This is a genomic window from Actinoplanes sp. TBRC 11911 (genome assembly GCF_012933445.1).
Taxonomy (GTDB): Bacteria; Actinomycetota; Actinomycetes; order Mycobacteriales; family Micromonosporaceae; genus Actinoplanes.
The window spans coordinates 114379-139343 of the sequence record NZ_JABBNC010000023.1; the positions used below are offsets into that span (position 1 = coordinate 114379).

The following is a 24965-nucleotide window of genomic DNA, read 5'->3' on the forward strand; positions in this document are numbered from 1 at the left end:
CGCTCAGAGTGAGTAGGTTTTCGCGACCGCGCACAGTTCGCTGGTGTGTGAGCCGACGATCCCCACGCCGGTCGGCCGCGGTTTGAAGCCGGGCAGGTCGCTGAGCCCGTCGCTGCCGTCCATCACGCGGAATCTGAGGGGCCCGGACGCGCGTACGGTCAAATTGATCTCGATGCCGCCGGCCGGGGGAGCGTGGAAGACGAAGCCGCGCTGATCGGCCGTGAGCGGTTGCCCCTGGACCGTGAAGGCGAGCACCGGCGTCGCCGGGTCGAGGTTGAGCCCGGTGAGCCGGACCGGTCGCTGCGAGGTCAGCCGCAAGGTCATCGTGCGCGTGTCACCCTGGCGGGCGTCCCGCTCCAGGGTGAGATTCGGGGCCGGGAGCGGTGCCGCCGTCGCCGGCCCGGTGCGCACTTTCGCGGAGCCGAACCAGGGCATCGACTCCTGCACCGCGTGCAGATCGCCGGACACGAACTGAGACGTCCACTTCTGCACCTTGGGTTCGTCGCTGACCCATTGAGCCGTGTTCGTGTCGGCGTTCAGCGCGTACATCAACTGCGTGAGCGACGGATGCGTGGCGTCGAACCGGTCGACCCGCAGCCCCACCGCGCTCAGCACGATCACCGCGAGCAGGGCGATCGCGGTCGGCAAGGCACCCCGGCGACCCGCATTCAAAGCCTCAAGACCGCGTTTCCCGTACGCCTCCGTGTGCACCAGATCGACCACCGGCAGCAGCGCGAGCGCGAGCAGCACCACCAGGAACGCGTCCGCCCCGCCCAGCGGCATGCCGAGCGCGGGGAACAGCATCACCACGGTGGGCAGCAGGATGATCACCGCGACCGCGGCCCCGGCGGTGACGGCGAGGACCGACCACCAGCCGCGCGTCAGGATCGCGACGATCGCACAGATCGCGCCGGCCAAGGCGGGCAACGCGGCCAGGTAGGAGCCGCCGGGCGTCAGCGCGGCCAGGACCAGGCCGAGCACGGCGAGCCAGCCCAGACCCGCGATCGCCAGGGTGGCCGGCCCCAGCCGCCGCCGGAACAGCGCGAACCAGCCGAACACGACGACCGCGGTCAGAGCGATGACGGCCAGCCGATACCACTGCGGGCGGTACGGGTCGATCGGGAACCCGGCGTACTCCGGGCGGATGAACGTCAGAATCGGCCAATAAAGCTGGGCCAGCACCGGCGCCAGGATGATCGGCACCAGCGTGAGCGCGGCCGCCCCGCCGAGCTTCTTGCCGCTGGTCAGACCGCGTTTGCGGGCCACCCAGCCGAGCGCGAGCACCGCGATCAGCGCGAGCGCGGCGAGCGGCCACACCAGCGTGCCCGGGTAGCGCACCAGCAGGCCCGGGGCCGGGAAGTAGGTGGCGTCGTCGCCGCCGCGCAGCGTCCGCAGATCGCGATCGCCCAGCAGCCGGGCCACCGTCAGCGTGTTCTCGCCGTGGTGCTGAAGGCTGTCCCGGTCCATCGCCTCGGGCACGTCGGTGGGTGCGTGATAGACCGCCGCGCCGTCGATGAAGGCCGCGTTCAGGCCGGTGAAGCCCGCCTCCCGGAACGCGGTGAAGTCGGTGTCGTTGGGCAGCAGGCGGTAGATCTCGACGGCGAACGACGTGCCGACCGGCTTGGGCGCCGCGCCGTACAGGTCGACGAGCTTCCGGTTGTTCGTCGAGGTCTCGAACATGATCGCCGGGCCGGAACTGCCGCGCGCCTCCAGATTGAGCACGACGCCGCCGCCCTTGGCCAGCGGGTTCTGGCTGACGAACGCCTCGGCGCCGCATAAGCAGGCCTCCTCGCCGTCGGTGAACACCAGCACCACGTCGTTGCGCAGGCGCGGGCCGGTGGTCAGCGCCCGCGCGACCTCCAGGAGCGCGCCGACACCGGCCGCGTCGTCGCTGCCGCCCGGACCGGTCTGTACGGAGTCGTAGTGCGCGACCAGGAAGATTCGCCCGGTCGAGTTTGCTCCCGGAATCAACGTGACGACGTTGCGCACGTGCGCGAGGCCGATGCCGCCCGCGCTCGCGGACAGCTCGGCGCCCTGCACCGACGTCGTGTCCTGCACCTCGGGCGACAGATTCATCCCGCGTAACGAGGCGAGCAGATGATCACGAACGGCGTCCTGCGCCGCGCTGCCGACCGGATGCGGGCGCGTCGCGATCGCCTGGACCTGCGCAAACGCGCGACCGGCGCGGAAGTCGCCGGCCGGCGCGCCGCTGCCGCGGGCGTCCGGGGGCCGGACGGACAAAACGGATGCGTAGGAGACGAGCCCGAGGACGACCACCACGACGAGCCCGGCCAGGGCCCGGTGTGCGGTATCGACGATCGCTGGCGCACGCATGGGTGACATTTAAGCGGGTCGGTACGACACCGGGTAGTCGGAAGATCGTTTACCGCGTGGCATAGCGTTGAACGGGTGAACACGCCGTTCGACCCCGCCGCCGTCGTCGCGGAGTTCATCGACGCGGTCTCCCCCTACGACCCCCACCCGGACGACGATCCGGTCGCCATGATCGGCGTGCGGACCGCGCTCGGCGAGGGCGTCTTCGCCGTCAGTGACCACGTGGTCCGGGCCATGTGCAAGGCGCTGGCCGCGTACCGCGACCCCGAGGACCGGGGCGTGTGCGTCGGCTGCGGCGGTCGTCACCTCGACGAGAATCTGCATTGCCGCGATTGCGGCCGTTTGCATGGCATCCTCGGCCAAGTGATCGCCCAGCATGCCGCCCGAGTCGCCGCCGCCGAAGCGGCCCAGGACCCTTTGTGAGCCATAATCGAGCCCGGCTCGAAAAGGGGGGTGTGACGCCATGACAGAACGGTCTGTCGCACCCCGCGCCCGGGCCACTACCACCGCCCTGCCGGAGCGCCTGCGGGTGCTGCTGGTGGAGGACGACGAGGGCGACGCCTTTCTCGTGCGTGAGCTGCTGGCCGAGGCCTCCGCGCCGTTCGACCTGACGGTGGCGAGCAGCCTGCGCGAGGCGCGCACCAAGCTGCACGGCATCCAGTGCGTCCTGCTCGATCTGGGGCTGCCCGACGCCGAGGGCATCGACGGCCTGCGCAAGCTGCTCGCGGTGGCCGACGGCGCCGCGGTCTGTGTGCTCACCGGCCGTTCCGACGAGCACCTGGGCGTCGCCGCGGTCGCCGAGGGCGCCCAGGACTACCTGGTCAAGGGCCAGGTCGACGGCGTCCTGCTGACCCGGGCCCTGCGGTACGCGGTGGAGCGCAAGCGCGCCGACGAGAACGCCCAGCGGCTGCGCGAGGTCGAGCTGCGCCAGGCCGAGTCGGCTCGCCTCGAACGTGGCCTGCTGCCCCAGCCGCTGATGTCGACCAGCGAGGTCGCGGTCCACACGTTCTATCGGTCCGGGCGCGCGCTGGGCCTGCTCGGCGGCGACTTCTTCGACGTCGTGCAGGTGGGCGACGACACGCTGCACGTGATCGTGGGCGACGTCTGCGGGCACGGCGTGGACGAGGCGGCGCTCGGCGTCGAGCTTCGCGTCGCCTGGCGGGCGCTGGTGCTGGCCGGGGTGCCCGAGGAGCAGATCCTTGGCTCGCTGGAGCAGGTGCTGATGACCGAGCGCCGGGCCCGTGAGGTCTTCGCGACGGTCGCCTCGGTGGTGCTCGACCTGACCGCCAACAGGGCTCGGGTGCGGCTGGCCGGCCATCCGCCGCCGGTGCTGCTCGCCGGTGGCCGGACGGTCCCGGTGGTCGCCCGCGGCGGGATCGTCCTCGGGGTGAGCCCGAAGCCGCCGCCGGTGACCGATGTCGAGTTCTCCGGCGACGACTGGTCGCTTCTTCTCTATACCGACGGTTTGATCGAGGGCCACACCGGAAAGGGAAACGAGCGCCTCGACGTCGACGGCCTCTGCGCGTTGCTGGATCAGCCGGAGGCCGCCGACGTGCCGCTGCCGGCCCTCCCGGCGTGGCTGGTCGGGTGTGCCGAGCGGTTCAACGGCGGACCGCTCGCCGACGACGTGGCGATGTTGCTCATCTCCCGGGGAGGCGGCCGGTGACCCTGTTCGACCTGCGCACGTGGACCCTGCGCCGGCGCATCGTGGCGCTGGTCATCACGGTCGCGGTGCTGCTCGGCGCCCTCGGCGTGTTTGCCGCGTTCACCGCGGCCCGCAACAACCGCCAGCTCGACGACGTGCTCAACCGGGCCAGCCCGATGCGCGCGGCCGGCGAATCGCTCTACACCGCCCTGGTCGACCAGGAGACCGGCATCCGCGGCTACGCGATCAGCGGCGACGAGACGAATCTGCAGCCGTACCAGGGCGGGCTCGCCCAGGAGCGCACCATGATCGCCCGGATCGAGTCCCTGCTGCGGCCCGGCGACGCCGACATCCGCAATTCGCTCGCGGTGGTGCAGCAGCGGACGAACGCGTGGCGCGCGCAGGTCGCCGATCCGGTTCTACGGACCATCCGCACCCGCGGACCGGCGGCCGGCCGGGCGCAGATCGACGCGGCCTCGACCGGGCCGTTCAACGAGGTCCGCATCGCGATCAACACGATGCAGGCGCAGATCTCGGCCCTGCGCGCCCGCTCCGCGGACGCGGCCGGCCAGAGCAGCCGCACCATGGTCGCGATCCAGATCGCCGCGGCCGCGATCATCGTGCTGGCCGGTGCGCTGCTCCTGCTGCTACTCGACCGGCTGGTCAGCCGGCCGGTCGTGAAGCTGGCCGAACAGGTGCGCGAGGTGGCGGCCGGCGACTACGACCGGCACATCGAGAGCGGGGGTTCGCCCGAGCTGGCCGGCCTGTCCCGCGACGTCGACGCGATGCGGCGGAAGATCGCCGACGAACTGTCCGAGGTGCGCGAGGCCAGGGCCCAGATCGAGTGGGTGAACGAGCAGCTCAAGGCGCAGGCCGAGGAGCTCACCCGATCCAACCGCGACCTCGAGCAGTTCGCCTACGTGGCCTCGCACGACCTGCAGGAACCGCTGCGCAAGGTGGCGAGCTTCTGCCAGCTCCTGCAGCGGCGCTACGCGGGCCAGCTCGACGAGCGCGCCGATCAGTACATCGCGTTCGCGGTGGACGGCGCCCAGCGCATGCAGCGGCTCATCAACGACCTGCTGGCGTTCTCCCGGATTGGGCGGCTCACCGCGGGCTTCACCGAGGTCGACCTCAACAAGGTGCTGACCGACGTGGCGGCGCAGTTGGACGCGCCCGCCGAGATCACCTGGTCGGGACTGCCCACCGTGGAGGGTGAGGAACCGCTGCTGGCGACGCTGTTCGTCAACCTCATCGGTAATTCGCTGAAGTTCCGCCGGCCGGACGTGCCGCCCGCGGTAACGGTCAGTGCGGCACTCGAGGACGACGAATGGCACATCAACGTCCGGGACAACGGCATCGGCATCGAGGCCGAGTTCGCGGACAAGGTGTTCGTCATCTTCCAGCGACTGCACGCCCGGGACGCGTACGAGGGGACCGGGATCGGCCTGGCCATCGTCAAGAAGATCGTCGAATACCATGGCGGGCGTATCTGGCTGGACCTCGACGTCGAGGAAGGCACTTCGATCAACTTCACCCTGCCGGTGCTCCCGGGAGCCCCCGAGATCCCGGCGCAGGAAACATTGAAGGAGGTCACGGCGTGACACCACCGCTGCGAGCCGACGGCACACCGATCGAGGTGCTGCTCGTCGAGGACGATCCGGGTGACGTCCTGATGACGCAGGAGGCGTTCGAGGAACACAAGGTCCAGAACCGTCTCACCGTCGTCTCGGACGGCGCCGAGGCGCTGGCCTACCTGCGCCGCGAGGGCGACTACGCGAACGCGGTGCGCCCCGACCTGATCCTGCTCGACCTCAACCTGCCCCGCCGCGACGGCCGTGAGGTGCTCGAAGAGATCAAGAAGGACGAGGAACTCGGGCGGATTCCGGTGGTGGTGCTGACCACGTCGGCCGCCGACGAGGACATCCTGCGCAGCTACCAGTTGCACGCGAACGCGTACGTGACCAAGCCGGTCGACTTCGACCGCTTCATCGCGGTGATCAAGCAGATCGACGAGTTTTTCGTCAGCGTCGTGAAGTTGCCGCCGCGTGCTTGATCAAGTAGCCGATCTCATCCGCGAGGTCGCGGCCACCGAGGTGCTGCCGCGTTTCCGCCACCTGAGCTCCGACGAGATCGTTCAGAAATCGCCCGGTGACCTGGTCACCATCGCCGACAAAGAGTCCGAGAAGGCGCTGACCCGCGGCCTGACGGCGTTGCTGCCGGGTTCGGTCGTGGTCGGCGAGGAGGCGGTCGCGGCCGACGCGTCCGTCCTGGAGCGGTTGCGCGGCAACGGCGCGGTCTGGGTCGTCGATCCGGTCGACGGCACCAACAACTTCGCGGCCGGCAAGACGCCGTTCGCGGTGATGGTCGCGCTGATGCGCGACGGCGAGCCGGTCGCGTCCTGGATCCTCGATCCGGTGACCGATCAACTGACGGTGGCCGAGGCCGGCTCCGGCGCGTATCGCGACGGCGTGCGGCTCAAGACCCGTACCGACGATCCCGGGGTGGCCGCGCTGCGCGGCGCGGTCGCCGGGAAATACCTGCCGGAGGCGTTGCGCGACGCGGCCGCGCGGCATGCTGGCGTGTTCGCCGGGATTCATCCGGGACACCACTGCGCCGGCTACGAGTACCCGTCGATCGCCACCGACGAGCAGCAGTTCGCGGTGTTCTGGCTGGTACTGCCCTGGGACCACGCGCCCGGCTCGCTGATCATCCGGGAATCGGGCGGCTCGGTGGCGCATCTGGACGGTTCGCGCTACGAACCGTCGCAGGCGACCAAGCGCGGACTCCTGGTGGCGGCCAACGAGGAGATCTGGCACACGGTCCGGGACGAACTCTTCCCGGGACTGTGATGTCGGCGTACCTGAACGAGGTTTTCGGTCTTGCCGGGCGCACGGCGGTCGTGACCGGCGGCAGTTCCGGTATCGGCCGGGCGATGGCCATCGCGCTCGGACGCGCCGGAGCCCGCATCGTGCTGGTCGCCCGGCGCCCCGAACCGATGGCCGCGGTGATCGAGGAGCTGCGGGCGTTTTCCGCCGAGGGCCACGCTGTCACCGCGGATCTCAGTGATCGCGCGGCCGTCGCCTCGTCGATTTCCGAGATCCTTTCCGCGTACGGGACGCCGGACGTGCTCGTGAATTCGGCGGGGATCAACCGCCGGCCGCCGATGAACGAGCTCACCGAGGACGACTGGGACGCGACGCTGGCGGCGAACTTATCCGCGCCGTTCCTGCTGGGCCAGGCGTTCGGGCCGCGGATGGCGTCGCGCGGCTGGGGACGCATCATCAACGTGGTCTCCCAACAGGCGTTTCGCGCGTACGGGAACAGCGGGGCCTACGGTGCCGCGAAGGCGGGTTTGGTAGGGCTGACTCGATCGCAGGCCGAGGCGTGGTCTCGTCATGGCGTGTGCTGCAACGCGATCGCGCCCGGCGTGGTCGACACGCCGATGACGACCCCGATCTTCAACGACCCGGCGACCGCGGCTCGGCACGCCACCCGTGCCATGATCGGGAGAAACGGCGTACCGGAGGATTTCGGGGCATGTGCGGTCTTTCTGGCCAGCCCCGCTGCCGTCGCCGTGACCGGCCAGACACTCTTTGTCGATGGTGGATATTCGGCGACCTGACTGAGCTGCCGATCCGTTACGCCGCACGGTAAAGTCTCCCCGCTGACGATGGGGAGGTATCCGTGGCGGCGGTGTTCCGAAAGCGGCTCAGCGCCGCGCTTGCGCTGCTCATGACCGCATCCGTGCTCGTGCTCGGCGCTCCGGCCTCGGCCGCGCCGACCGATCCGGAAGGCGGTAGCAAGACGCTGCGCGACGCCCTCGAGTCCGCCGCGAAGGGGCAGGCCGAGGCGATTCGCAAGCTCAACGCCTCGAAGAAGCGCCAGACCGCCCTGCAGAACACGGTGAAGCAGTCCGAGTTGTCGGCGAAATCGCTGGAAAGTCAGGTCGGCGCGATCGCGAACCGGTCGTACCGGCTGGGCCGCACCAGCACCATGACGATGCTGCTCGACTCCACCTCGCCCGACCTCTTCCTGGAACGGGTGCAGCGCCTCGACATGATGGCCCAGCTCGACGGCCAGGTCCTCACGCGATACCGCGACGACCTCACCCGGGCCACGCAGGCCAAGGCCGAGATCGACAAAGAGATCGCCGAGCAGCAGAAGCAGGTCACCGCGCTCACCAAGAAGAAGAAGGAAGCCGAACTCGCGCTCGGCAGCATCGGCGGTGGTGGTGACGCGGGCGGCTTCGTCTCGGCCAACTCACCGCTGGCCCAGCCGGCACCGCGCAATTCGGACGGTTCGTGGCCCAAGGAGTCGTGCACGATCGACGACCCGACCAGCAGCGGCTGCATCACGCCGCGGATGCTGAACGCCTACCAGTCGGCACGGGCGGACGGGTTCACGCATTACACGGTGTGCTGGAGCGAACGCGACTCCGGTGAGCATCCCAAGGGCCGGGCCTGCGACTTCTCGGCGAACGCGACGACCTACAAGGACTCGGCCGCTACGGGTGCCGACAAGGCCTATGGGGACCGGCTCGCCGCGTACTTCGTCAAGAACGCCGATCGCCTGGGCGTGCTGTACGTGATCTGGTTCCGGCAGATCTGGCAGCCCGGCACCGGCTGGAAGGCGTACAGCGCCTCGGGCGGCCCGTCGGTGGTCCACACCAACCACGTGCATTTGTCAATGATTTGACGCTTTGTTGCGGTTTGGGGACGCTCGGTACCATCCGGCGATGGAGAAAGCGTCCCGGTCCCTGCCGTCCGGCTTAGCCAGCGCACTCGTGTTCGGGGCCAGCGGCGCCGTCCTGGTCCTGGAGATCGTCGCGTTGCGGCTGGTCGGGCCCTACGTGGGCGTGACGCTTCAGGTGTCCAGCTCGGTCATCGGCATCTCGCTCGCCGCCATCGCGTACGGGACGTGGGTCGGCGGCCGGATGGCGGACCGGTTCGACCCGCGCTCGTTGCTCGCCCCGGCGCTGATTCTCGGCGCGATCGGCACGGCGATCACGCTGCCGCTGGTCCGCTACGGCGGCTCGTGGCTGCGCGGCGGGGCAGCCCCGGCGGTGTTGCTGCTGGCGGCGCTCGCCGTGTTCATCCCCGCGTTCCTGCTCTCGACGATCACCCCGATGGTGGTCAAGCTCCAGCTCAGCGACCTGGAACGGACCGGCTCGGTGGTGGGCCGGTTGTCCAGCATCGGCACCCTCGGCGCGATCACGGCGACGCTCGCGACCGGGTTCATCTTCGTGGCCGCGGTGCCGTCGACGTGGATCGTGCTGTCGCTCGCGTTCCTGCTGGCCGCGGCCGGGCTGGTGCTCGGGTGGTGGCAGCGGGCCCGCAGCGTGCTGCCGCATCAGGCCGCGCTGGCGGCGGTCGGGCTGGTCGCGGCCGGGCTCGGCGTGCTGGGCCCGAACCCGTGCGACATCGAGACGGCGTACCACTGCGCCCGCGTCGACGCCGATCCGGCCGTGCCCGGCGGGCGGACGCTGATCCTGAACTCGGCGCGGCACTCGTACGTCGACCTCGACGACCCGCGGCATCTCGAGTTCGCCTACGTGCAGTGGCTCGGCGCGGTGGCCGACGTGCTCCGGCCCGGTCAGGTGGACGCGCTGCACCTGGGCGGCGGCGGGTTCACGATGCCGTCGTACGTGCGTGCCACCCGGCCCGGCAGTGACCAGCTGGTTCTCGAGCTGGACGGCGGGCTGGTGGCGCTCGACCGGCAGAAGCTGGGCCTGACGACCGGTCCGGACCTGCGTGTCCGGGTGCAGGACGCGCGGGTCGGGGTGGCGGCGCAGCCGTCCGGGGCGTACGACTTCGTGGTGGGTGACGCGTTCGGCCATCTCGTGGTGCCGTGGCATCTCGCGACCAAGGAGATGATGGTCGACATCGCTCGCGTCCTCCGGGACGACGGGGTGTACGCCCAGAACGTGATCGACTACCCGCCGAACCGCTTCATCCGGGCCGAGCTGGCGACGGTCGCGGCGGCGTTCCCGCACGTGGCGTTGATCGCGCCGCAGGACGCGCTGGACGAGAAGACCGGATCGAACTTCGTGATCGTGGCGTCCAAGAGCCCGTTACCCGTCGCATCGATCCGGGCCCGCCTCGCCGGCCTGAAAGAGCCGGTCACGCTGCTGGATTCGGCCGGCTATGCGCGGGGTGCGCGGGTGCTGACGGACGATTTCGCCCCGGTGGACCAGTTGCTGACCGAGTGACGGGGTTTTCGCCACGGGTTTCTCGGTGTGGCGCCGGGCGGGGTGTATTCCGGGTCACAATCGGCTCATGGGGCGGCGGACTCTCCTCGGTGGGCGCTACCGCCTCGTCGAGAAGCTTGGCATCGGCGGCATGTCGGAGGTCTGGCGCGGCTACGACGAGACGCTCGGCCGCTCGGTGGCGGTCAAGGTTCTGTCCCTGCGTCTCGCCGACGACCAGGTTTTCCGCGACCGGCTGCGGCAGGAGGCCCTGTCCGCGGCGCGGCTCTGCCATCCGCACATCACCGGCGTCTTCGATTTCGGCGAGACTCCGCTGAACGACCGGGTGACCGTCCCGTACGTGGTGATGGAACTCAACGACGGCGAATCCGTCTCGGCCCGGATCGCCCGCCGCGGCCGGCTGCCCTGGCACGAGGCGGTGACGGTGGCCGCCGAGGTCGCGTCCGCGCTGGCCACGGCACACGCGCGCGGCGTCGTGCACCGAGACGTGACCCCGGCCAACGTGATGCTGACCGGCTCCGGCGCGAAGGTCGTCGACTTCGGCATCTCCGCCGTGGTCGGCCAGCGCGACGCGGCCCCCGACGGGAGCCTGCTGGGCACCCCCGCGTATCTGGCCCCCGAGCGGCTGGGCGGTTCGCAGGTATCCGCCGCGACCGACGTGTACGCCCTCGGCCTGCTGCTGTACCGCTCGCTGACCGGCCACCTTCCGTGGCCCGCGGACACGACCGCCGAGGCGCTCCGAGCCCACCTCTACGCCGACCCGGTCCCACTGCCGGAGATCGCCGGCCTCCCCTCCGCCGTACGCGACCTGTGCCTGACCTGCTTGTCGAAGAGTCCCGCGGACCGTCCCGGCGCCGCGGAGGTGGCCCGCGTCCTGTCCGCCGAGGTCGGGATGCAGCCCATCATCCCGCCGCTGAGTGCCCGGGACGTCCCGGCGGTGGGGCGCTCCCCGGTGTCGAATGTCGACCTGCCTTCGGGCCTCCTCGCGTACTTCGGTTTCTCACGCTTGTCGTTGGAGCGTCTGCGGTTGCGCGCGGGTTTGCGGTTCGGTGCGGCGTTGCGGCTCGGCGGGGTGCGCCCGCTCGGCGGTGGCGTTTTCGTGCCGGCCCGGACCGGATTGCCGGCCGGCCTGATCGTGGTGGCGTTGCTGGCCGCCGCCGGCTTGAGTTGGGCGGTCGGGCGCGAATCGCCCGAGGTCCACCAGGCTCAGGCGGCCGGCGCCGCGCCCGTCGCCGTCGCACCCACCGCGTGCAAGGTGCGCTATCAGCTGCGGCGGGACTCGGGCAGGTCGTATGAGGCGCTGCTGACCGTGGCAACCGCGGCCGAGGCCCCCGACGCGACGTGGCGGGTCCAGTTCTCCTACCCGGGGTCGCAACGCCTGACCGGCACTCCGAAGGCGGTGACCCAGAAGGGCCGCAAGGTCGTCGCGCGGGGTAGTGGAAAGCTTCAATCGTTCACCCTTCGTGGTGCTTATCGTGGATACAACTCGTTGCCGCTCGCGTTCACGCTGGACGGTCACCGCTGCCGGGCGGAGGTGCTCGGCGGGGTGACGCGCATCGACACGGAGGCGGCGGCCCCGCGAGCGGCGAGCACGTCCGACTGAGCCCGGCGCTTGCCGGGCGCCTTTGGCGCCTACTCCTGTGTCGGCATGTCCGGCTCCTTCCGCTGGGTAGGCGCCGATTCTGCGCCCGCCGGGCGCCCCGGCGGGAAGATTCTTTCCCGGCCTGTGGATAACCCCCGGCCTGTGGATAAACGAGGTCCTGTCGGACCGGGCTGATAGACATGCCGGGTGACCGAGACGACTGGGACGACGGCCGGTATGGCCGAACGAGAAGCGGTGCGCGAGCGCGCCGAGGAGGTGCTGCGCCGGCTCGCGGGCGAGCAGGCGGTGCTCCGCGAGGACCAATGGCGGGCGATCGAGGCGCTCACGATCGACCGGCGGCGCGTGCTGTGTGTGCAACGTACCGGGTGGGGCAAATCGGCGGTTTACTTCATCGCGACCGCCCTGCTCCGGGCCGATTCCGCGGACGCCGGGCCGACCGTGATCGTCTCGCCGCTGCTCGCGCTCATGCGTAACCAGGTGGAGGCGGCCGCCCGGGCCGGCATTCACGCGCGCACCATCAACTCGGCGAATCTCGACGAGTGGTCCGAGATCGAGCACGAGATCCGGTCCGGCGCGGTCGACGTCCTGCTGATCAGCCCCGAGCGGCTCAACAATCCCGACTTCCGTGACAACGTGCTGCCCGGCCTGGCGGCCAGCACCGGCCTGCTGGTCGTCGACGAGGCGCATTGCGTCTCCGACTGGGGCCACGACTTCCGCCCCGACTATCGGCGCTTGCGGACGTTCCTGGCCGGCCTCCCGGGGCGCACCCCGGTGCTCGCCACCACCGCGACCGCCAACGCCAGGGTGACCGCCGACGTCGCCGACCAGCTGGGTGACGCCCTCGTCCTCCGGGGCACGCTCGATCGTGACTCGCTTCGCCTCGCGGTGCTCGACCTGCCCGATCCGGCACAGCGGCTGGCCTGGCTGGCGGATCATCTCGACCGGCTCCCCGGCTCCGGCATCGTCTACACGCTGACCGTGGCGGCGGCCACCGAGACCGCCGACTTCCTGCGGTCCCGGGGGTATGCCGTCGCTTCGTATACGGGTCAGGTCGAGGACGCCGAGCGGCGGGCCGCCGAGCAGGACCTGCTAGACAACAAGATCAAGGCGCTGGTGGCGACGTCCGCGCTGGGTATGGGCTTCGACAAGACCGATCTCGGGTTCGTGGTGCATCTCGGCGCGCCACCCTCGCCGATCGCGTATTACCAGCAGGTGGGCCGGGCCGGCCGGGCCGTCGAGCACGCCGAGGTGGTGTTGCTGCCCGGCGCCGAGGACGCCGCGATCTGGCGATACTTCGCGTCGCTGGCGTTCCCGCCGGAGGATCAGGTCCGGTCGGTGCTGGCGAACCTGTCGCACGACCGTCCGATGTCGACGCAGGCGCTGGAGCCGCTGGTCGACCTGCGGCGCACCCGGCTCGAGATGATGCTCAAGGTGCTCGACGTGGACGGCGCGGTGCGGCGGATGCGCGGCGGCTGGCTCTCGACGGGCGAGCCGTGGACGTATGACACCGAGCGCCTGCGCCGCGTCGCCGAGGCGCGCTCGGTGGAGCAGCAGACCATGATTGAGTACGCGGATACGGGCGCCTGCCGGATGGAATTCCTGCGCCGTTGCCTCGACGATCCCGAGGCGGCGCCATGCGGGCGCTGCGACAACTGTGCCGGGCCGCAGTTCGACGCCGACGTCTCGGCGGGGGCGCTGGCCGCCGCAAACGCATTCCTCGGGCGCCCCGGGGCAGAGATCGCGCCGAAGCGGATGTGGCCGACCGGGCTCTCCGCGGTCGGCATCTCGCTCAAGGGCAAGATTGCGGCCGGCGAGCAGATCGCCGCCGGCCGGGCAGTCGGACGGCTTTCCGATCTTGGCTGGGGCTCGCGTTTGCGCAGCCTGGCGGCACCGGAGGCGCCGGATGCGCCGATCACCGACGACCTGGCCGCCGCGGTCGTCGAGATCCTGAAGGCGTGGGCGCACGGCGAGGACGCATGGCCGCAGCGGCCCGCGGCGGTTGTCGAGGTGGCTTCGCGGCGTCATCCACGGCTCGTCCACACCCTGGCGGAGCACATCGCACGAGTCGGGCGGCTTCCGTTGCTGGGTGCGGTCTCCGCGTCGCATGAGGCGGATGCGAGCGCCCGGGCCAACAGCGCGCAGCGGGTGCGGGCGTTGCACGACTCGTTCGAGGTGCCGGCCGAGGTCGTGCGGGAGCTCCCGTCGGCGGGCGGGCCGGTGCTCCTGGTCGACGATCTGGTCGATTCCGGCTGGACGATGGCGATGGCCGGTCGCGCGTTGCGGCGAGCCGGTGCGCAGGGGGTGTTGCCGCTGGCGCTGGCGGTGGCAGGCTGACCGGGCGGCCGCTTCACGCGGGACGGCAGTGATACGGGTAGGGGGTATGCTGGCGGCATGTCCGACGACACGACGCACCAGCACGGACCGGACGGACCGCACGGATACGCCGGTGACAAGCCCGCGCTGCTCGGGCGCCTGAAGCGTATCGAGGGCCAGATCCGGGGTCTTCAGCGCATGGTCGACGAGGACACCTACTGCATCGACGTCCTGACCCAGATCTCCGCCGCCAAGAGCGCGTTGCACGCGGTGGCGATCGGGCTGCTCGAGGATCACCTGGCCCACTGCGTCGTGGACGCGGCGCGCGAGGGCGACCCGAGTGTCAAGGTCAAGGAGGCGTCCGATGCTATCGCTCGCCTCGTTCGTTCCTGACGGAAGCTTTCGAAAGGCTGTTCCATGGCTGTGACCAGCACCTACACCGTGACCGGCATGACCTGTTCGCACTGCGTGCAGGCGGTCTCCGGTGAGATCTCGACGCTCCCCGGGGTGGCGGACGTGCGGGTCGACCTCGCGTCCGGCGCCGTCACGGTGACCAGTGCGGTTCCGCTGGCGGACGAGGCGGTGCGTGCGGCGGTGGACGAGGCCGGCTACGAGCTCGCGAATGCATGACGACGACCCGGCTTTAGGCCCGGAGGCGACGACCGGCCCGACGGCGGGGGAGGCGCCGGGCCCGGGCGGCAAGGCGCCGAAGCGCAGGCGGTGGTCGCTCGAACGCGACAGCGCCGACGGCGCGCCCCGGCCCGATGACGGTGCCGAGGTGCCTGCCGGGAGCCGGAGCGGGTTTCGGCTCGCCGCGTTTGGGGCGCTGCTCGTCGTGGTGCTCTTCGCGGGCTACGGGCTGGGGCGGCTCAACTCCGGCGTCGCGTCGGCCTCGGCGCCACCCAGCGGGGCCAACACCGGCGGCGGGGCGCCGATGGCCGGCATGGCCGTCAACGAGAGTCAGCCGCACGTGCACAACACCAACGGGACCGTCACGCAGGGTGGGGTCTCCGCGCCCATGGGGTCCATCGTGGGTGGGCTTTCGCTCAGCGCGGGCGGGCTCACGCTCGTCCCGCTCAACACCGACTTTGTCGCTGGTGAGCGGCGGCAGCTGCTGTTCCAGATCGTCGACACGCAGGGGACGGCGGTCACGAGCTACGCGACAGTGCACGACAAGCCGCTACACCTCATCGTGGTGCGGCGCGATCTGAGCGGGTTCCAGCATCTGCATCCGAGCATGGGACCCGACGGGACGTGGCAGATCGACCTCACGCTCCGCGACCCGGGCATCTATCGGATGGTCGCCGACTTCACCGCGATCGTCGGTGGGCAGCAGCTCGCCACCACGCTCGGGAGCGACCTCACGGTCGCGGGGCAGTACGCTCCGCGCGCCCTTCCGGCCCCCGCGGTATCCGATGTCGTGGACGGCTTCGGGGTCGCGTACGCGGGGGAGCCTGGAATCGCCGCGACCCAGCCGATGCTGATCGATGTGGTGGGTGCGGGCGGCAAGCCGGTGGCGCTCGAGCCCTATCTGGGGGCCTTCGGGCACCTTGTCGTGATGCGGGACGGCGACCTCGCGTACGTGCATGTGCATCCCGAGACGCAGCTGGTGGACGGCAAGGTCAAGTTCTGGGTGGCGATGCCGAGTGCGGGCCGCTATCGGATGTTCTTCGACTTCCAGGTCGCCGGGCGCGTGCACACCGCCGAATGGACCGCGGTCGTCAGCTGAGCATCTTCTCCAGCGCGGGGGTCACGCCCCACTGGGTGGTCAGCGACGCGTACTCGGCGCGCTGGGCGTCGGTCGCGGGCGCGTCGGTGCGGCGCGCCTTCAGCAGCAGGTTGCGCGGCGTGTGCGCCGAGTCGATGAACTCGACCACGTCGACCTTGTAGCCGTTGAGGCGCAGCAGCGACGCGCGCAGCGAGTCGGTCAGCACGTCGGCGAACCGCTCCCGCATGATGGCGTGGCGGGTCAGCTCGCTGAACGGCGTCGGTGCGGACTGGCCCTTGAGCTGCGCGGCGATGTCGTGATGGCAGCACGGCGCCGCCAGCACCCACGTCGCCGACGAGTGCACGGCACGGGCCAGGGCCTCATCGGTCGCGGTGTCGCAGGCGTGCAGTGCCAGCGCCAGGTCGGGTTCGAAGGGCAGCTTCGCGTCCTCGATCGTCCCGGCCACGAACGTCACGTCGTCGGAACAGCCCAGCTCGGCGGCGACGGCGGAATTGCGTACGCGCTGGTCCTCACGCACATCGACCCCCACGACCTGGACTTTTATCCCCCGGCCGGACAGATAGCGGTAGGCCGCGAAGGTCAGATACGCGTTGCCGCAGCCCAGGTCGACCACGTGCAGCGGCGACGGCAGTTCGTCGGGCAGCGTCGCGGCCAGGGCGCGCAAGAAGGCGTCCACCTGGCGGCGCTTCGCCGCGTTGCCGCCGATCACCCGGAACAGCGGATCGCCGGGGTCGAGCAGCCACTGCTTCGGACGATCATGAGAGTCCGAGGATGTGGGAGCCGACGAAGCCGCTCGATGCACCTGGGCGTCACCCTTCTTCGTGATCCGCACCTGCACCGTCGCCGACGTCGTCTCCACGTGCCAGTTCCCGAACGGCTCGGCCAGCAGCTCATCGACCGCCTCGGCGGCCTCGGCACCCAGGGCGACATTCCTCGTGTACGGCCGGGCGCCGTCATCGGTCACGATCTGCAACCTCGGCCCGCCCTTGAGAGCCACCGGCCGCAGCTCGGCCCGGCTCACCGACGGCGTCTGACCACGGCGGCGACCCGCCGCGACGGCGCGCGTGAGCCCGGGATCGAGCAGGAGCGAACGAACCTCGGTGAGCACATCGGCAAGGGGCTGGGGCATGGCATCAATTGTGCCGGGATGCGCGTCGACCGCCCACCGAGGGCGGCGCTCCTGCGGGGGAGCGCCGCGATGACGAGCTAGGAGATCTCGGCGTCGGTGGAGGGGGAGCGACGACGGCGCCGGCGAGGGCGATCCGGGGCATCCTCACCTGACGCGGCCGGGGCCTCCGTGGAAGCGGAATCCGAGAAGACCGGAGCCGCCACCTTCCGGGTACGCCTGCGGACCGGCGCTGCGTCCTCGCCAGAAGCGGCAGCAGCAGGGGCAGCGGAGGCGGCAGGCGCCTCGGCTGCGGCTGCGGGCGCCGGCGTGGACTTGGCCGGAGAGTCCGCGGCATCGACCTTGCGCCGGCGACGCTGCCGCTTGGGCCGCTCAGCCGTCTCCTCGGCGGCCGAAGGGGACCTCGAGTCGGACGACGGACGCCCCCGGCCCCCGCGGCCACCCTCACGCCGCCGTCGGCCGCCGCCGAGGTCCTCCTCGACCTCGGCGGACAACCCGGCCCGGCTACGCGAAGCGGTCGGCAGCGTCCCCGAGACATCGGTCGGGATGTCGAGATCGCTGTAGAGCGCGGCGCTCGTGTGGTACGTCTCCGGCGGCTGCGGCATGCCCAGACCCATCGACTTGTCGATGAGCACCCAGCGCGGCATGTCCTCCCAGTCCACGAACGTCACGGCGACGCCGCTGGCACCCGCGCGACCGGTCCGGCCGATGCGGTGCGTGTACGTCTCCGGGTCCTCCGGACAGTCGTAGTTGATGACGTGGGTCACACCCGACACGTCCAGGCCGCGGGCCGCGACGTCGGTGGCGACCAGCACGTCGATCTTGCCGCTGCGGAACGCCCGCAGTGCCCGCTCGCGAGCGCCCTGCCCGAGGTCGCCGTGCACCGCGGCCACCGCGAAGCCGCGGAAGTCGAGGTCCTCGGCGAGCCGGTCGGCGGCCCGCTTGGTCCGGGTGAAGATCATCGTCAGGCCGCGGCCGCGGGCCTGCAGGATGCGCGCCACCATCTCGACCTTGTTCAGCGGGTGCGTGCGGTACACGACCTGCTTGGTCTGCGGCGACGGGCCGGTGTCCTGGGTGTGGCCGGCGTGGATCGTGACCGGGTGCCGCAGGAAGCGCCGGGAGAGGGCGACGATCGGGTCGGGCATGGTCGCCGAGAACAGCATCGTCTGCCGCTCCGTGGGCAGCATCGCCAAGATCTTCTCGACGTCCTCGAGGAAGCCCAGGTCGAGCATGCGGTCGGCCTCGTCGAGCACGAGCGCCTTGACCGTGCCGATCTTGAGCTGCTTCTGCTTGGCCAGGTCGAGGAGCCGGCCGGGCGTGCCGACCAGGATCTCCACGCCCTTCTTCAGGGCGTCGACCTGCGGTTCGTACGCCACCCCGCCGTAGATCGGCAGCACCCGGATACCGCGGGTGCTGCCCGCGGCGGCCAGGTCGCGGGCGACCTGAAGGCCCAGCTCACGGGTGGGGACGACGATGAGCGCCTGGGGCTTGCCGTCGGCGCCCTCGGACGGCGAGGTCAAGCGCTCGAGGATGGGCAGGCCGAAGCCGAGGGTTTTGCCGGTGCCGGTGGGCGCCTGGCCGATGAGGTCCGTGCCGCGCATGGCGATCGGCAGGGCGTACTCCTGGATCGCGAAGGCACGGGTGATCCCGGCCTTGGCGAGCGCCTCCACCGTCTCGGAACGGACCCCCAGCTCGGCAAAGGTGGGGCTGTCCGGACGGACGGGTGCGCGGTTGGTGACTGGAACTAGAGCGGGAGCGTTTTGGATGTCGTCGGTCATGAAGTTTTACGGGTGCCTCTCGTGGTGCGCCCGTCGGAAGTCTGGGGCGCGCTATGGGTAGGGCGCGGGCCACACGCTGAAAAGCGGGCCGCACGCGCGGTCGCCGCGGCGATCGTGAAGATCGACGTCGACGGCGACTCGGCAAGTCTACCCGACCGAGCGATCGTGCACCTCAGAGCGGAATTGCGGGAGGGATTCCCCGGACTCGGGAGCCCCTCCCGGCGCAAAACCTCAGCGGGTGGTGAAGCCGAACGGGCGGTTGCTCGACTCGGCGATCTCCACATACGCCACCTTGGCGATCGGGATGATCACCTTGCGGCCCTTCTCATCCGTGAGCGACAGCACGCTGTCCTTGGCCATCGCCTCGGCAACGGCCTGCTCGACCTCCGCCGGGGTCTGAGCGCTCTCCAGCACCAGCTCACGCGGCGTGTGCTGCACGCCGATCTTGACCTCCACGGGGCCCTCCCTCTTCGCGTGTTACCGCCTGAAGGTTATCCGATTTCAGCGGGTGTTCCGCCTGTTGCGCTGCCCTGCAGGGGGAAGCTGGCGATCCCGCGCCAGATCAGCGCAGCTACGAGCGCTTCGGCTTCAGCTCTGGGCGTACGCCGGCCGTTCGCCAGCCAGAACTGGGCGGACTGCCCGCAGGCGCCGACCAGGGCGGACGCGAGCAGCTCGGCGGCCGACGATTCCTGGTTCGTGTCCGAGATGATGGTGTCGGTGACGGCCGCGATGCAGCCCTGCTCGACGCGCTCCATGCGCTGGCGGACCTGCGGGTCGTTGCGCAGGTCGGACTCGAAGACCAGCCGGAAGGCTTCGCTCTCGTGGTCCATGAAGTCGAAGTACGCCCGGACGGCGCCCTTGACGCGCTCCTTGTTGTCGCTGGTGGAGTGCATCGCGTCCTGCACCTTGGCGATGATGGCGTCGCAGTGGGTGTCGAGCAAAGCCAGATAAAGCTCGAGTTTTCCCGGAAAATGTTGATAAAGGACCGGCTTGGACACTCCGGCCCGCTCGGCGATGTCATCCATCGCGGCGGCGTGGTAGCCCTGGGCTACGAAGATCTGCTGAGCCGCTGCCAAGAGCTGCTTGCGGCGTGCGGAACGCGGCAGACGGGTGGGACGAGCCGTCTGTGCTCCGCCGGACGCAGCGGTCATCTTTATGAACCTCCTGGGGGTCGTCCCCGGGTCAGCCGGCGCGTGGTTTGCCCGGATCGGCGCTTGTCGCGGTCGGATGAGCAATTGTCCCGACGCTGCAACTTATCGCCACTGCCCCCACACGGTAGCCTCAGCGGGGGCGGAGCGAGGAGCACGCGGTGGATGAATCAGGGCATTCCGGAGACACTGGGCCCGCTGACAGCGAGAACAGTGCCGATACGCGTGAGCGCGTTCGGGTGAACGGCTGGGTCACGCCGGATAGTCCTTGGTCCCCCGCTGCTCCGCCGCCGAACGCGGAGGACGACGTCCCCTCGTGGCGCCGCCCGACCGGCGAGAGCCGGTTGTTCCCGCGCAGCCAGACCTTCCCGACATCGGCCCAGCCCGCCTCCGCCGTGCCCGCCCCGCCGCCGCCCGGCTTCGTGGACGCGGACACCGGCGACAAGGCCGAGCGCTGGCCGGAGACCCGGCCGCGCTATTCCGACCTGCTGGCCCACCTGTCGCCACCGGGCGGTGAGCCCGCGCGTCCACCCGCGCCACGGGCCGCACCGGTCGCGACTCAAGATCCGGGGATGCGCGGCTACGACGTGCCGACGCCGAACAGTGCGCCCCCTTTTCCGTACGAGGGGGACCTCGAGGACACGTCCCCGCCGGCTCCGACGCAGCGTGCCGCCGTGCCGCTGGTGCGTCCCGCCGCCCCCGGGGGCCGCCGCCCGGACTGGAATTCGTCCGACGCCGACTCCGCGCGGCACGCTCTCAGTACGACAACTCAGGGAATGCCGCACGTGGATCAACCCTCCGACGAGGCGGCGCCGGCGCGTCCGGCTTACGATCCGTCCAGCTTTCCGCGCCGGGTGTCCTACGAGCCCGCACCCGCAGCGGACGGCTCGGAGTACGCCCAGCCCGCGGCGTACGCCGCTTTCAATCGTGGTGCCGACGCGAATGACCCGCGACCGGCCGACCCGAGTACGCGGGTGCTTCCCCAGCGCGTGCCGGCCCAGCCGGACGTGCCCAAGGTTCCGGAGCCACCCTTGGTGGAGCCCACGGCCGAGACCCCCCAGCTCGCCCGGATAGCGACGCACCTGCGTCGCGGCACCGCCCTGCCCGTCCAGGACCGGCAGGAGGGCTTTGACGTGCAGGCGATCCTGGCTGCCGTTCGCGAGGTGGCCGGCGTGCGCGACGCGTCGCTGCGCACCACCCCGGCCGGCGCGCACAGCCTGCGCCTCGATCTCTCCGAGGGCGCCGACTCCGCCGAGGTGAGCCGCCGGGTCGCCCGCCTGCTCTCGGAGCGGATGGGGCTGGACGCCGCGATGCAGGGCGACATGCTGATGCCGCCGCCGATGCCGCCCGTGCGTGCCGACCGGCCCCCGGCGCAGCGGCTCCCACCCCCGCCACCGGCAGCGGCACCGGCCCCGCCGGTCGAGCGGCCCCGCCAGATCTCGTCACCTCCGGCCCCGGTCGTCGACCCGCCCATGCCGGAGCGGCGCAAACTCGAGCCGACCGGCGCCGTCGATCTCGCCGAGGCGGAACCGGCGCAACCCCGTCCGCTCTTCCCCGCCGAACACCCCGGCCCCCGCGTCGTCATCGAGAACGTGCAGGTCAACACGTACGGCACGGACGCCCATGTGGAGGTCCGGCTGTCCGTCGGCGATCGCGTCGCGGCGGGCTCGGCGAGCGGCCCCGCGGTCGACGGCTTCCTGCTGCGGCTGTGCGCGGTCGCCACGGCCGGCGCGGTCGACGAGCTGCTGTCCACCTCGACGCATCCGGACGGCCCGGCCCGATGCTTCGTCGAGCACGCGGCCGCGGTGCCGTTCGGCGCCAGTCAGGTCGCCGTCGTCGTGCTGCTGCTGTCCTGCAACGGCTGGGTCGAGCAGCTGGCCGGTTCGGCCGTGGTGACCAGCGACGACCGGCACGCGATGGTGCGCGCGACGTTGGCGGCGGTCAATCGGAGGCTTGAGGCACTCTTGTCGCGATGAGAGGTGCCGTTCTCGCCGACGACAGCGTCTTACTGCCGGACGGCGACATCCCACCACCGTGGCCGGTGCGGCGAGTCACCGTCGACGGGGCGATGCTGCACGTCCGGGACACCCCGGCGACGGCAGCGGGCGCGGAACCGGCCGTCTACGTGCACGGACTCGGCGGCTCGTCGCAGAACTTCACCGACGTGGCCGGGCTGTTAGCCGACCGCTTCGACGCGCAGGCGGTCGATCTGCCCGGTTTCGGATACAGCGATCCCAGCCCGCGCTATTCGATCGCGGCGTTCGCGGCGGCGCTGATCCGCTACCTCGACCACGACGCGCGCGGTCCGGTCCACCTCGTCGGCAACTCGCTGGGCGGCACCATCTCGGTCCGGGTCGCCGCGCTGCGCCCCGATCTGGTCCGCACCCTCACGCTGATCTCGCCGGCCATGCCGTTCCTCGACCCGAGGCGTACCGCCCATTTCCCGGTTTTGCCGTTGCTCGCGTTACCCCGGGCCGAGCGGCTGATCGCGTGGGCGATGAACCGGGTCACCGTCGAGGAGATGGCCGAGCAGGTCCTGCAGTCCTGCTTCGGCGATACGCGACGGGTCAGCGCGCAGCGACGGGCCGAGGCGATGGAGGAGATCCGGCTGCGGTACACGGTGGCGCACTACCCCAAGGCGTACCTGGGAACCCTCCGGGGGCTGGTGTCCAGCTTCCTGCGGGCGTACCTGCCGGGGGCGAACTCGCACTGGCGGCTGGCCGCGCGCGTGCAGGCACCGACGCTGGTCATCGGCGGTCTCACCGACAAGCTGATCGATCCCCGGGTGCCGTTCCAGGTGGCCCGGGTGATCCCGGACAGCCGGCTGCTGATCCTGCCGGGCGTCGGCCACGTCGCTCAGATGGAAGTTCCGCGCCTGGTCGCGCGGGCCATTGTGGGCATGTTGACCGAGCCGGCACTTGTTTGATCCGCGAAGTTAAAACGCTGCGAGATTCACCGGATCGTGGCAAATTCGGGGTGTCATGGCGACCATCCGGCCGCGTGCCGCCACCTCACCGCGGCGATCCGCTTCCGCGGCGTCGGCGTATCCCCGCCGGGCCATGATCGTGATGCTCCTGATGATCGCGCTGCTGGCGGCCGGCGAGGTGGTGCACACCGATCCGAAGCTGCAGTCGCGCTCCGAGGTCACCCCCCAAGATCCAACCCCGTCTCCCGTACGCGTCGCCGCCGCCCCCGTGCTCCCGATCGGCCCCGGCACCAGCGGCCGATTCGCGTACGCCCCCGGCTACGGCCCGGTCCTCGGCACCGCCGGCAAGATCCGCCGCTACCGGGTCGCGGTCGAGCTGCCCGCCTCGGGTTCGCTGGCGGCCGGCTTCGCGTACGAGGTGGACCGGGTGCTCGGCGACCCGCGCGGCTGGATCGCTGCCCGGGATGTCCGGCTGCGGCGGGTACCCCACACGGCGTACGCGGAATTCACGATCTTTCTCGCCTCAGCCGGCACCTCGCGGCGCATGTGCTCGCAGGGCGGGCTGGACACCGGCGGCTACACGTCGTGCCGCCTGCCCGGCCGGGTGATCATCAACGGCGCCCGGTGGCACGGCGCCGTCGCGGGATACGGCGCGCCGCTCGGCACGTACCGCGCCTACGCGGTGAACCACGAGGTCGGCCACCAGCTCGGACACGGTCACGAGGGGTGCCCCGGCCGCGGTCGCCCGGCACCCGTGATGATGCAGCAGACGTACGGTCTGGAAGGCTGTACCCCGAACCCGTGGCCTTACCTGAAGGGCCGCCGATACGCCGGCCCGCCGGTCGGGTGAAATCCCGGTGGTAAACGTCATGGCCGTCACGGGTGGAATCGAGTGACAATGGGGTCCGATCCTTACCGTCAACCCGGGGAGTAAAACGTGGCTTTCCCCCCGCTCGTCGAGCCGGCCGCTGACCTGTCGGTCGACGAGATCCGCCGCTACTCGCGGCACCTGATCATCCCGGACGTCGGCATGGACGGTCAGAAACGGCTGAAGAACGCCAAGGTGCTCGTCGTGGGCGCCGGTGGCCTCGGCTCGCCGGCCTTGCTCTACCTGGCCGCGGCCGGGGTGGGCACGCTCGGCATCGTCGAGTTCGACACGGTCGACGAGTCGAACCTGCAGCGCCAGATCATCCACGGCGTCTCCGACATCGGCCGCCCCAAGGCCGAGTCCGCGGCGGAGAGCATTCGCGAGATCAACCCGCTGGTGAACGTGGTCATTCACGACACCGCGCTGGACCGCGACAACGTCCGCGACATCTTCAGCCAGTACGACCTGATCGTCGACGGCACCGACAACTTCGCGACGCGGTACATGGTGAACGACGCCGCCGTGCTGCTCGGCAAGCCGTACGTCTGGGGTTCGATCTACCGTTTCGACGGCCAGGCCTCCGTCTTCTGGGAGGAGCACGGTCCCTGCTACCGCTGCCTCTACCCGGAGCCCCCGCCGCCCGGCATGGTGCCGAGCTGCGCCGAGGGCGGCGTCCTCGGCGTGCTCTGCGCGTCGATCGGGTCGATCCAGGTCAACGAGGCGATCAAGCTGCTCACCGGCATCGGCGAGCCGCTGGTCGGCAAGCTGATGGTCTACGACGCCCTGGAGATGGAGTACCGCAAGATCAACGTCCGTAAGGACCCGAACTGCGCGCTCTGCGGCGACAACCCGACGGTCACCGACCTCCTCGAGGACTACGAGGACTTCTGCGGCGCGGTCTCGCAGGAGGCGCAGGACGCCGTCGTCAACTCGACGATCACCGCCCAGGAGCTCAAGGACTGGCAGGACACCGGCAAGGACCTGTTCCTCGTCGACGTCCGCGAGCCCGCCGAGTACGAGATCGCCGCGATCCCGGGTTCCACGCTGATCCCGAAGGGCGAGATCCTCTCCGGCGAGGCGCTGTCCCGCTTCCCGCAGGACCGGCAGATCGTCCTGCACTGCAAGTCGGGCGTGCGGTCCGCGGAGGCGCTCGCGGCGCTGAAGATGGCCGGCTTCAAGGACGCCGTGCACCTCCAGGGCGGCATCCTGTCCTGGATCAACACGGTCGACCCGTCGTTGCCGTCGTACTGACCTGTTGACGCTGGGGAGTCGCGCGAGCGGCTCCCCAGC

Annotated in this window: 22 protein-coding genes; 17 read left to right on the forward strand and 5 right to left on the reverse strand. The window is 70.7% G+C overall.

Annotated features, from left to right (window positions below; genetic code table 11):
• Positions 1 to 3 precede the first annotated feature (3 nt).
• On the reverse strand, positions 4 to 2334 hold the full coding sequence (locus HH310_RS27455) for a M28 family peptidase (RefSeq protein ID WP_169178548.1): 2331 nt from the start codon (positions 2332 to 2334) through the stop codon (positions 4 to 6).
• A 75-nt stretch (positions 2335 to 2409) separates the two neighbouring features.
• Here HH310_RS27455 and HH310_RS27460 point away from each other — a divergent pair, with 75 nt between their 5' ends.
• The 13 genes from HH310_RS27460 (at position 2410) to HH310_RS27520 (ending at position 15829) form a co-directional block, all read left to right on the forward strand.
• Positions 2410 to 2757 carry a hypothetical protein gene (locus tag HH310_RS27460; protein WP_169178549.1) on the forward strand — a complete coding sequence of 116 codons (348 nt, stop codon included), beginning with the start codon at positions 2410 to 2412 and terminating at the stop codon, positions 2755 to 2757.
• Between the two features lie 40 nt (positions 2758 to 2797).
• Complete coding sequence (locus HH310_RS27465; RefSeq protein WP_169178550.1) at positions 2798 to 4000, forward strand: PP2C family protein-serine/threonine phosphatase; 1203 nt, start codon at positions 2798 to 2800, stop codon at positions 3998 to 4000.
• Complete coding sequence (locus tag HH310_RS27470; protein WP_169178551.1) at positions 3997 to 5580, forward strand: ATP-binding protein; 1584 nt, start codon at positions 3997 to 3999, stop codon at positions 5578 to 5580. Before HH310_RS27465 ends, HH310_RS27470 begins: the two co-directional genes overlap by 4 nt.
• On the forward strand, positions 5577 to 6032 hold the full coding sequence (locus tag HH310_RS27475; protein ID WP_169178552.1) for a response regulator: 456 nt from the start codon (positions 5577 to 5579) through the stop codon (positions 6030 to 6032). Before HH310_RS27470 ends, HH310_RS27475 begins: the two co-directional genes overlap by 4 nt.
• On the forward strand, positions 6025 to 6828 hold the full coding sequence (locus HH310_RS27480) for an inositol monophosphatase family protein (RefSeq protein WP_169178553.1): 804 nt from the start codon (positions 6025 to 6027) through the stop codon (positions 6826 to 6828). Before HH310_RS27475 ends, HH310_RS27480 begins: the two co-directional genes overlap by 8 nt.
• Positions 6828 to 7601, forward strand: a complete 774-nt coding sequence (locus tag HH310_RS27485) for an SDR family NAD(P)-dependent oxidoreductase (protein ID WP_211192687.1) — start codon at positions 6828 to 6830, stop codon at positions 7599 to 7601. The genes HH310_RS27480 and HH310_RS27485 overlap by 1 nt, the downstream gene beginning before the upstream one ends.
• A gap of 62 nt (positions 7602 to 7663) precedes the next feature.
• A complete protein-coding gene (locus HH310_RS27490; RefSeq protein ID WP_396027547.1) occupies positions 7664 to 8674 on the forward strand; it encodes a coiled-coil domain-containing protein in 1011 nt (336 codons plus the stop codon).
• A 40-nt stretch (positions 8675 to 8714) separates the two neighbouring features.
• Positions 8715 to 10187 carry a fused MFS/spermidine synthase gene (locus HH310_RS27495; RefSeq protein WP_169178555.1) on the forward strand — a complete coding sequence of 491 codons (1473 nt, stop codon included), beginning with the start codon at positions 8715 to 8717 and terminating at the stop codon, positions 10185 to 10187.
• A 67-nt stretch (positions 10188 to 10254) separates the two neighbouring features.
• Entirely contained in the window at positions 10255 to 11787 is a 1533-nt protein-coding gene (locus HH310_RS27500; protein WP_169178556.1) for a serine/threonine-protein kinase, read from the forward strand.
• Positions 11788 to 12003: 216 nt separating this feature from the next.
• Complete coding sequence (locus tag HH310_RS27505; RefSeq protein WP_169178593.1) at positions 12004 to 14121, forward strand: RecQ family ATP-dependent DNA helicase; 2118 nt, start codon at positions 12004 to 12006, stop codon at positions 14119 to 14121.
• 57 nt (positions 14122 to 14178) lie between these two features.
• On the forward strand, positions 14179 to 14493 hold the full coding sequence (locus tag HH310_RS27510; RefSeq protein WP_169178557.1) for a metal-sensitive transcriptional regulator: 315 nt from the start codon (positions 14179 to 14181) through the stop codon (positions 14491 to 14493).
• A gap of 24 nt (positions 14494 to 14517) precedes the next feature.
• A complete protein-coding gene (locus HH310_RS27515) occupies positions 14518 to 14730 on the forward strand; it encodes a heavy-metal-associated domain-containing protein (protein ID WP_169178558.1) in 213 nt (70 codons plus the stop codon).
• A complete protein-coding gene (locus tag HH310_RS27520) occupies positions 14723 to 15829 on the forward strand; it encodes a hypothetical protein (protein ID WP_248294459.1) in 1107 nt (368 codons plus the stop codon). Before HH310_RS27515 ends, HH310_RS27520 begins: the two co-directional genes overlap by 8 nt.
• Here the strand turns inward: HH310_RS27520 and HH310_RS27525 are convergent.
• The 4 genes from HH310_RS27525 to HH310_RS27540 form a co-directional block, all read right to left on the reverse strand.
• Positions 15822 to 16958: an SAM-dependent methyltransferase gene (locus HH310_RS27525; RefSeq protein WP_169178559.1), complete on the reverse strand. Its 1137-nt coding sequence runs from the start codon at positions 16956 to 16958 to the stop codon at positions 15822 to 15824. The genes HH310_RS27520 and HH310_RS27525 overlap by 8 nt on opposite strands.
• Positions 16959 to 17035: 77 nt before the next feature.
• Entirely contained in the window at positions 17036 to 18733 is a 1698-nt protein-coding gene (locus HH310_RS27530; RefSeq protein ID WP_169178560.1) for a DEAD/DEAH box helicase, read from the reverse strand.
• Between the two features lie 231 nt (positions 18734 to 18964).
• Positions 18965 to 19189 (reverse strand): DUF3107 domain-containing protein, encoded by a 225-nt coding sequence (locus tag HH310_RS27535; protein WP_169178561.1) that lies wholly within the window; start codon positions 19187 to 19189, stop codon positions 18965 to 18967.
• A 35-nt stretch (positions 19190 to 19224) separates the two neighbouring features.
• Complete coding sequence (locus tag HH310_RS27540; RefSeq protein WP_169178562.1) at positions 19225 to 19884, reverse strand: TetR/AcrR family transcriptional regulator; 660 nt, start codon at positions 19882 to 19884, stop codon at positions 19225 to 19227.
• A 236-nt stretch (positions 19885 to 20120) separates the two neighbouring features.
• On the opposite strand from HH310_RS27540, the gene HH310_RS27545 reads away from it, so the two are divergent.
• From HH310_RS27545 to moeZ, 4 genes are all read left to right on the forward strand, one after another.
• On the forward strand, positions 20121 to 21857 hold the full coding sequence (locus HH310_RS27545) for a Daple (RefSeq protein WP_312034357.1): 1737 nt from the start codon (positions 20121 to 20123) through the stop codon (positions 21855 to 21857).
• Positions 21854 to 22807, forward strand: a complete 954-nt coding sequence (locus tag HH310_RS27550; protein WP_169178564.1) for an alpha/beta fold hydrolase — start codon at positions 21854 to 21856, stop codon at positions 22805 to 22807. The genes HH310_RS27545 and HH310_RS27550 overlap by 4 nt, the downstream gene beginning before the upstream one ends.
• A gap of 55 nt (positions 22808 to 22862) precedes the next feature.
• Positions 22863 to 23657: a DUF3152 domain-containing protein gene (locus HH310_RS27555; RefSeq protein WP_169178565.1), complete on the forward strand. Its 795-nt coding sequence runs from the start codon at positions 22863 to 22865 to the stop codon at positions 23655 to 23657.
• An 87-nt stretch (positions 23658 to 23744) separates the two neighbouring features.
• Positions 23745 to 24926, forward strand: a complete 1182-nt coding sequence (gene moeZ / locus HH310_RS27560) for an adenylyltransferase/sulfurtransferase MoeZ (RefSeq protein ID WP_169178566.1) — start codon at positions 23745 to 23747, stop codon at positions 24924 to 24926.
• Positions 24927 to 24965 lie beyond the last annotated feature (39 nt).

Coding starts and splice junctions, on each gene's coding strand:
- HH310_RS27520 (WP_248294459.1), top strand. CDS start 14,723: ATGCATGACGACGACCCGGCTTTAGGCCCGGAGGCGACGACCGGCCCG.
- HH310_RS27465 (WP_169178550.1), top strand. CDS start 2,798: ATGACAGAACGGTCTGTCGCACCCCGCGCCCGGGCCACTACCACCGCC.
- HH310_RS27540 (WP_169178562.1), bottom strand. CDS start 19,884: ATGACCGCTGCGTCCGGCGGAGCACAGACGGCTCGTCCCACCCGTCTG.
- HH310_RS27485 (WP_211192687.1), top strand. CDS start 6,828: ATGTCGGCGTACCTGAACGAGGTTTTCGGTCTTGCCGGGCGCACGGCG.
- HH310_RS27510 (WP_169178557.1), top strand. CDS start 14,179: ATGTCCGACGACACGACGCACCAGCACGGACCGGACGGACCGCACGGA.
- HH310_RS27515 (WP_169178558.1), top strand. CDS start 14,518: ATGGCTGTGACCAGCACCTACACCGTGACCGGCATGACCTGTTCGCAC.
- HH310_RS27555 (WP_169178565.1), top strand. CDS start 22,863: ATGGCGACCATCCGGCCGCGTGCCGCCACCTCACCGCGGCGATCCGCT.
- HH310_RS27500 (WP_169178556.1), top strand. CDS start 10,255: ATGGGGCGGCGGACTCTCCTCGGTGGGCGCTACCGCCTCGTCGAGAAG.
- HH310_RS27530 (WP_169178560.1), bottom strand. CDS start 18,733: ATGACCGACGACATCCAAAACGCTCCCGCTCTAGTTCCAGTCACCAAC.
- HH310_RS27505 (WP_169178593.1), top strand. CDS start 12,004: ATGGCCGAACGAGAAGCGGTGCGCGAGCGCGCCGAGGAGGTGCTGCGC.
- HH310_RS27550 (WP_169178564.1), top strand. CDS start 21,854: ATGAGAGGTGCCGTTCTCGCCGACGACAGCGTCTTACTGCCGGACGGC.
- HH310_RS27495 (WP_169178555.1), top strand. CDS start 8,715: ATGGAGAAAGCGTCCCGGTCCCTGCCGTCCGGCTTAGCCAGCGCACTC.
- HH310_RS27525 (WP_169178559.1), bottom strand. CDS start 16,958: ATGCCCCAGCCCCTTGCCGATGTGCTCACCGAGGTTCGTTCGCTCCTG.
- HH310_RS27455 (WP_169178548.1), bottom strand. CDS start 2,334: ATGCGTGCGCCAGCGATCGTCGATACCGCACACCGGGCCCTGGCCGGG.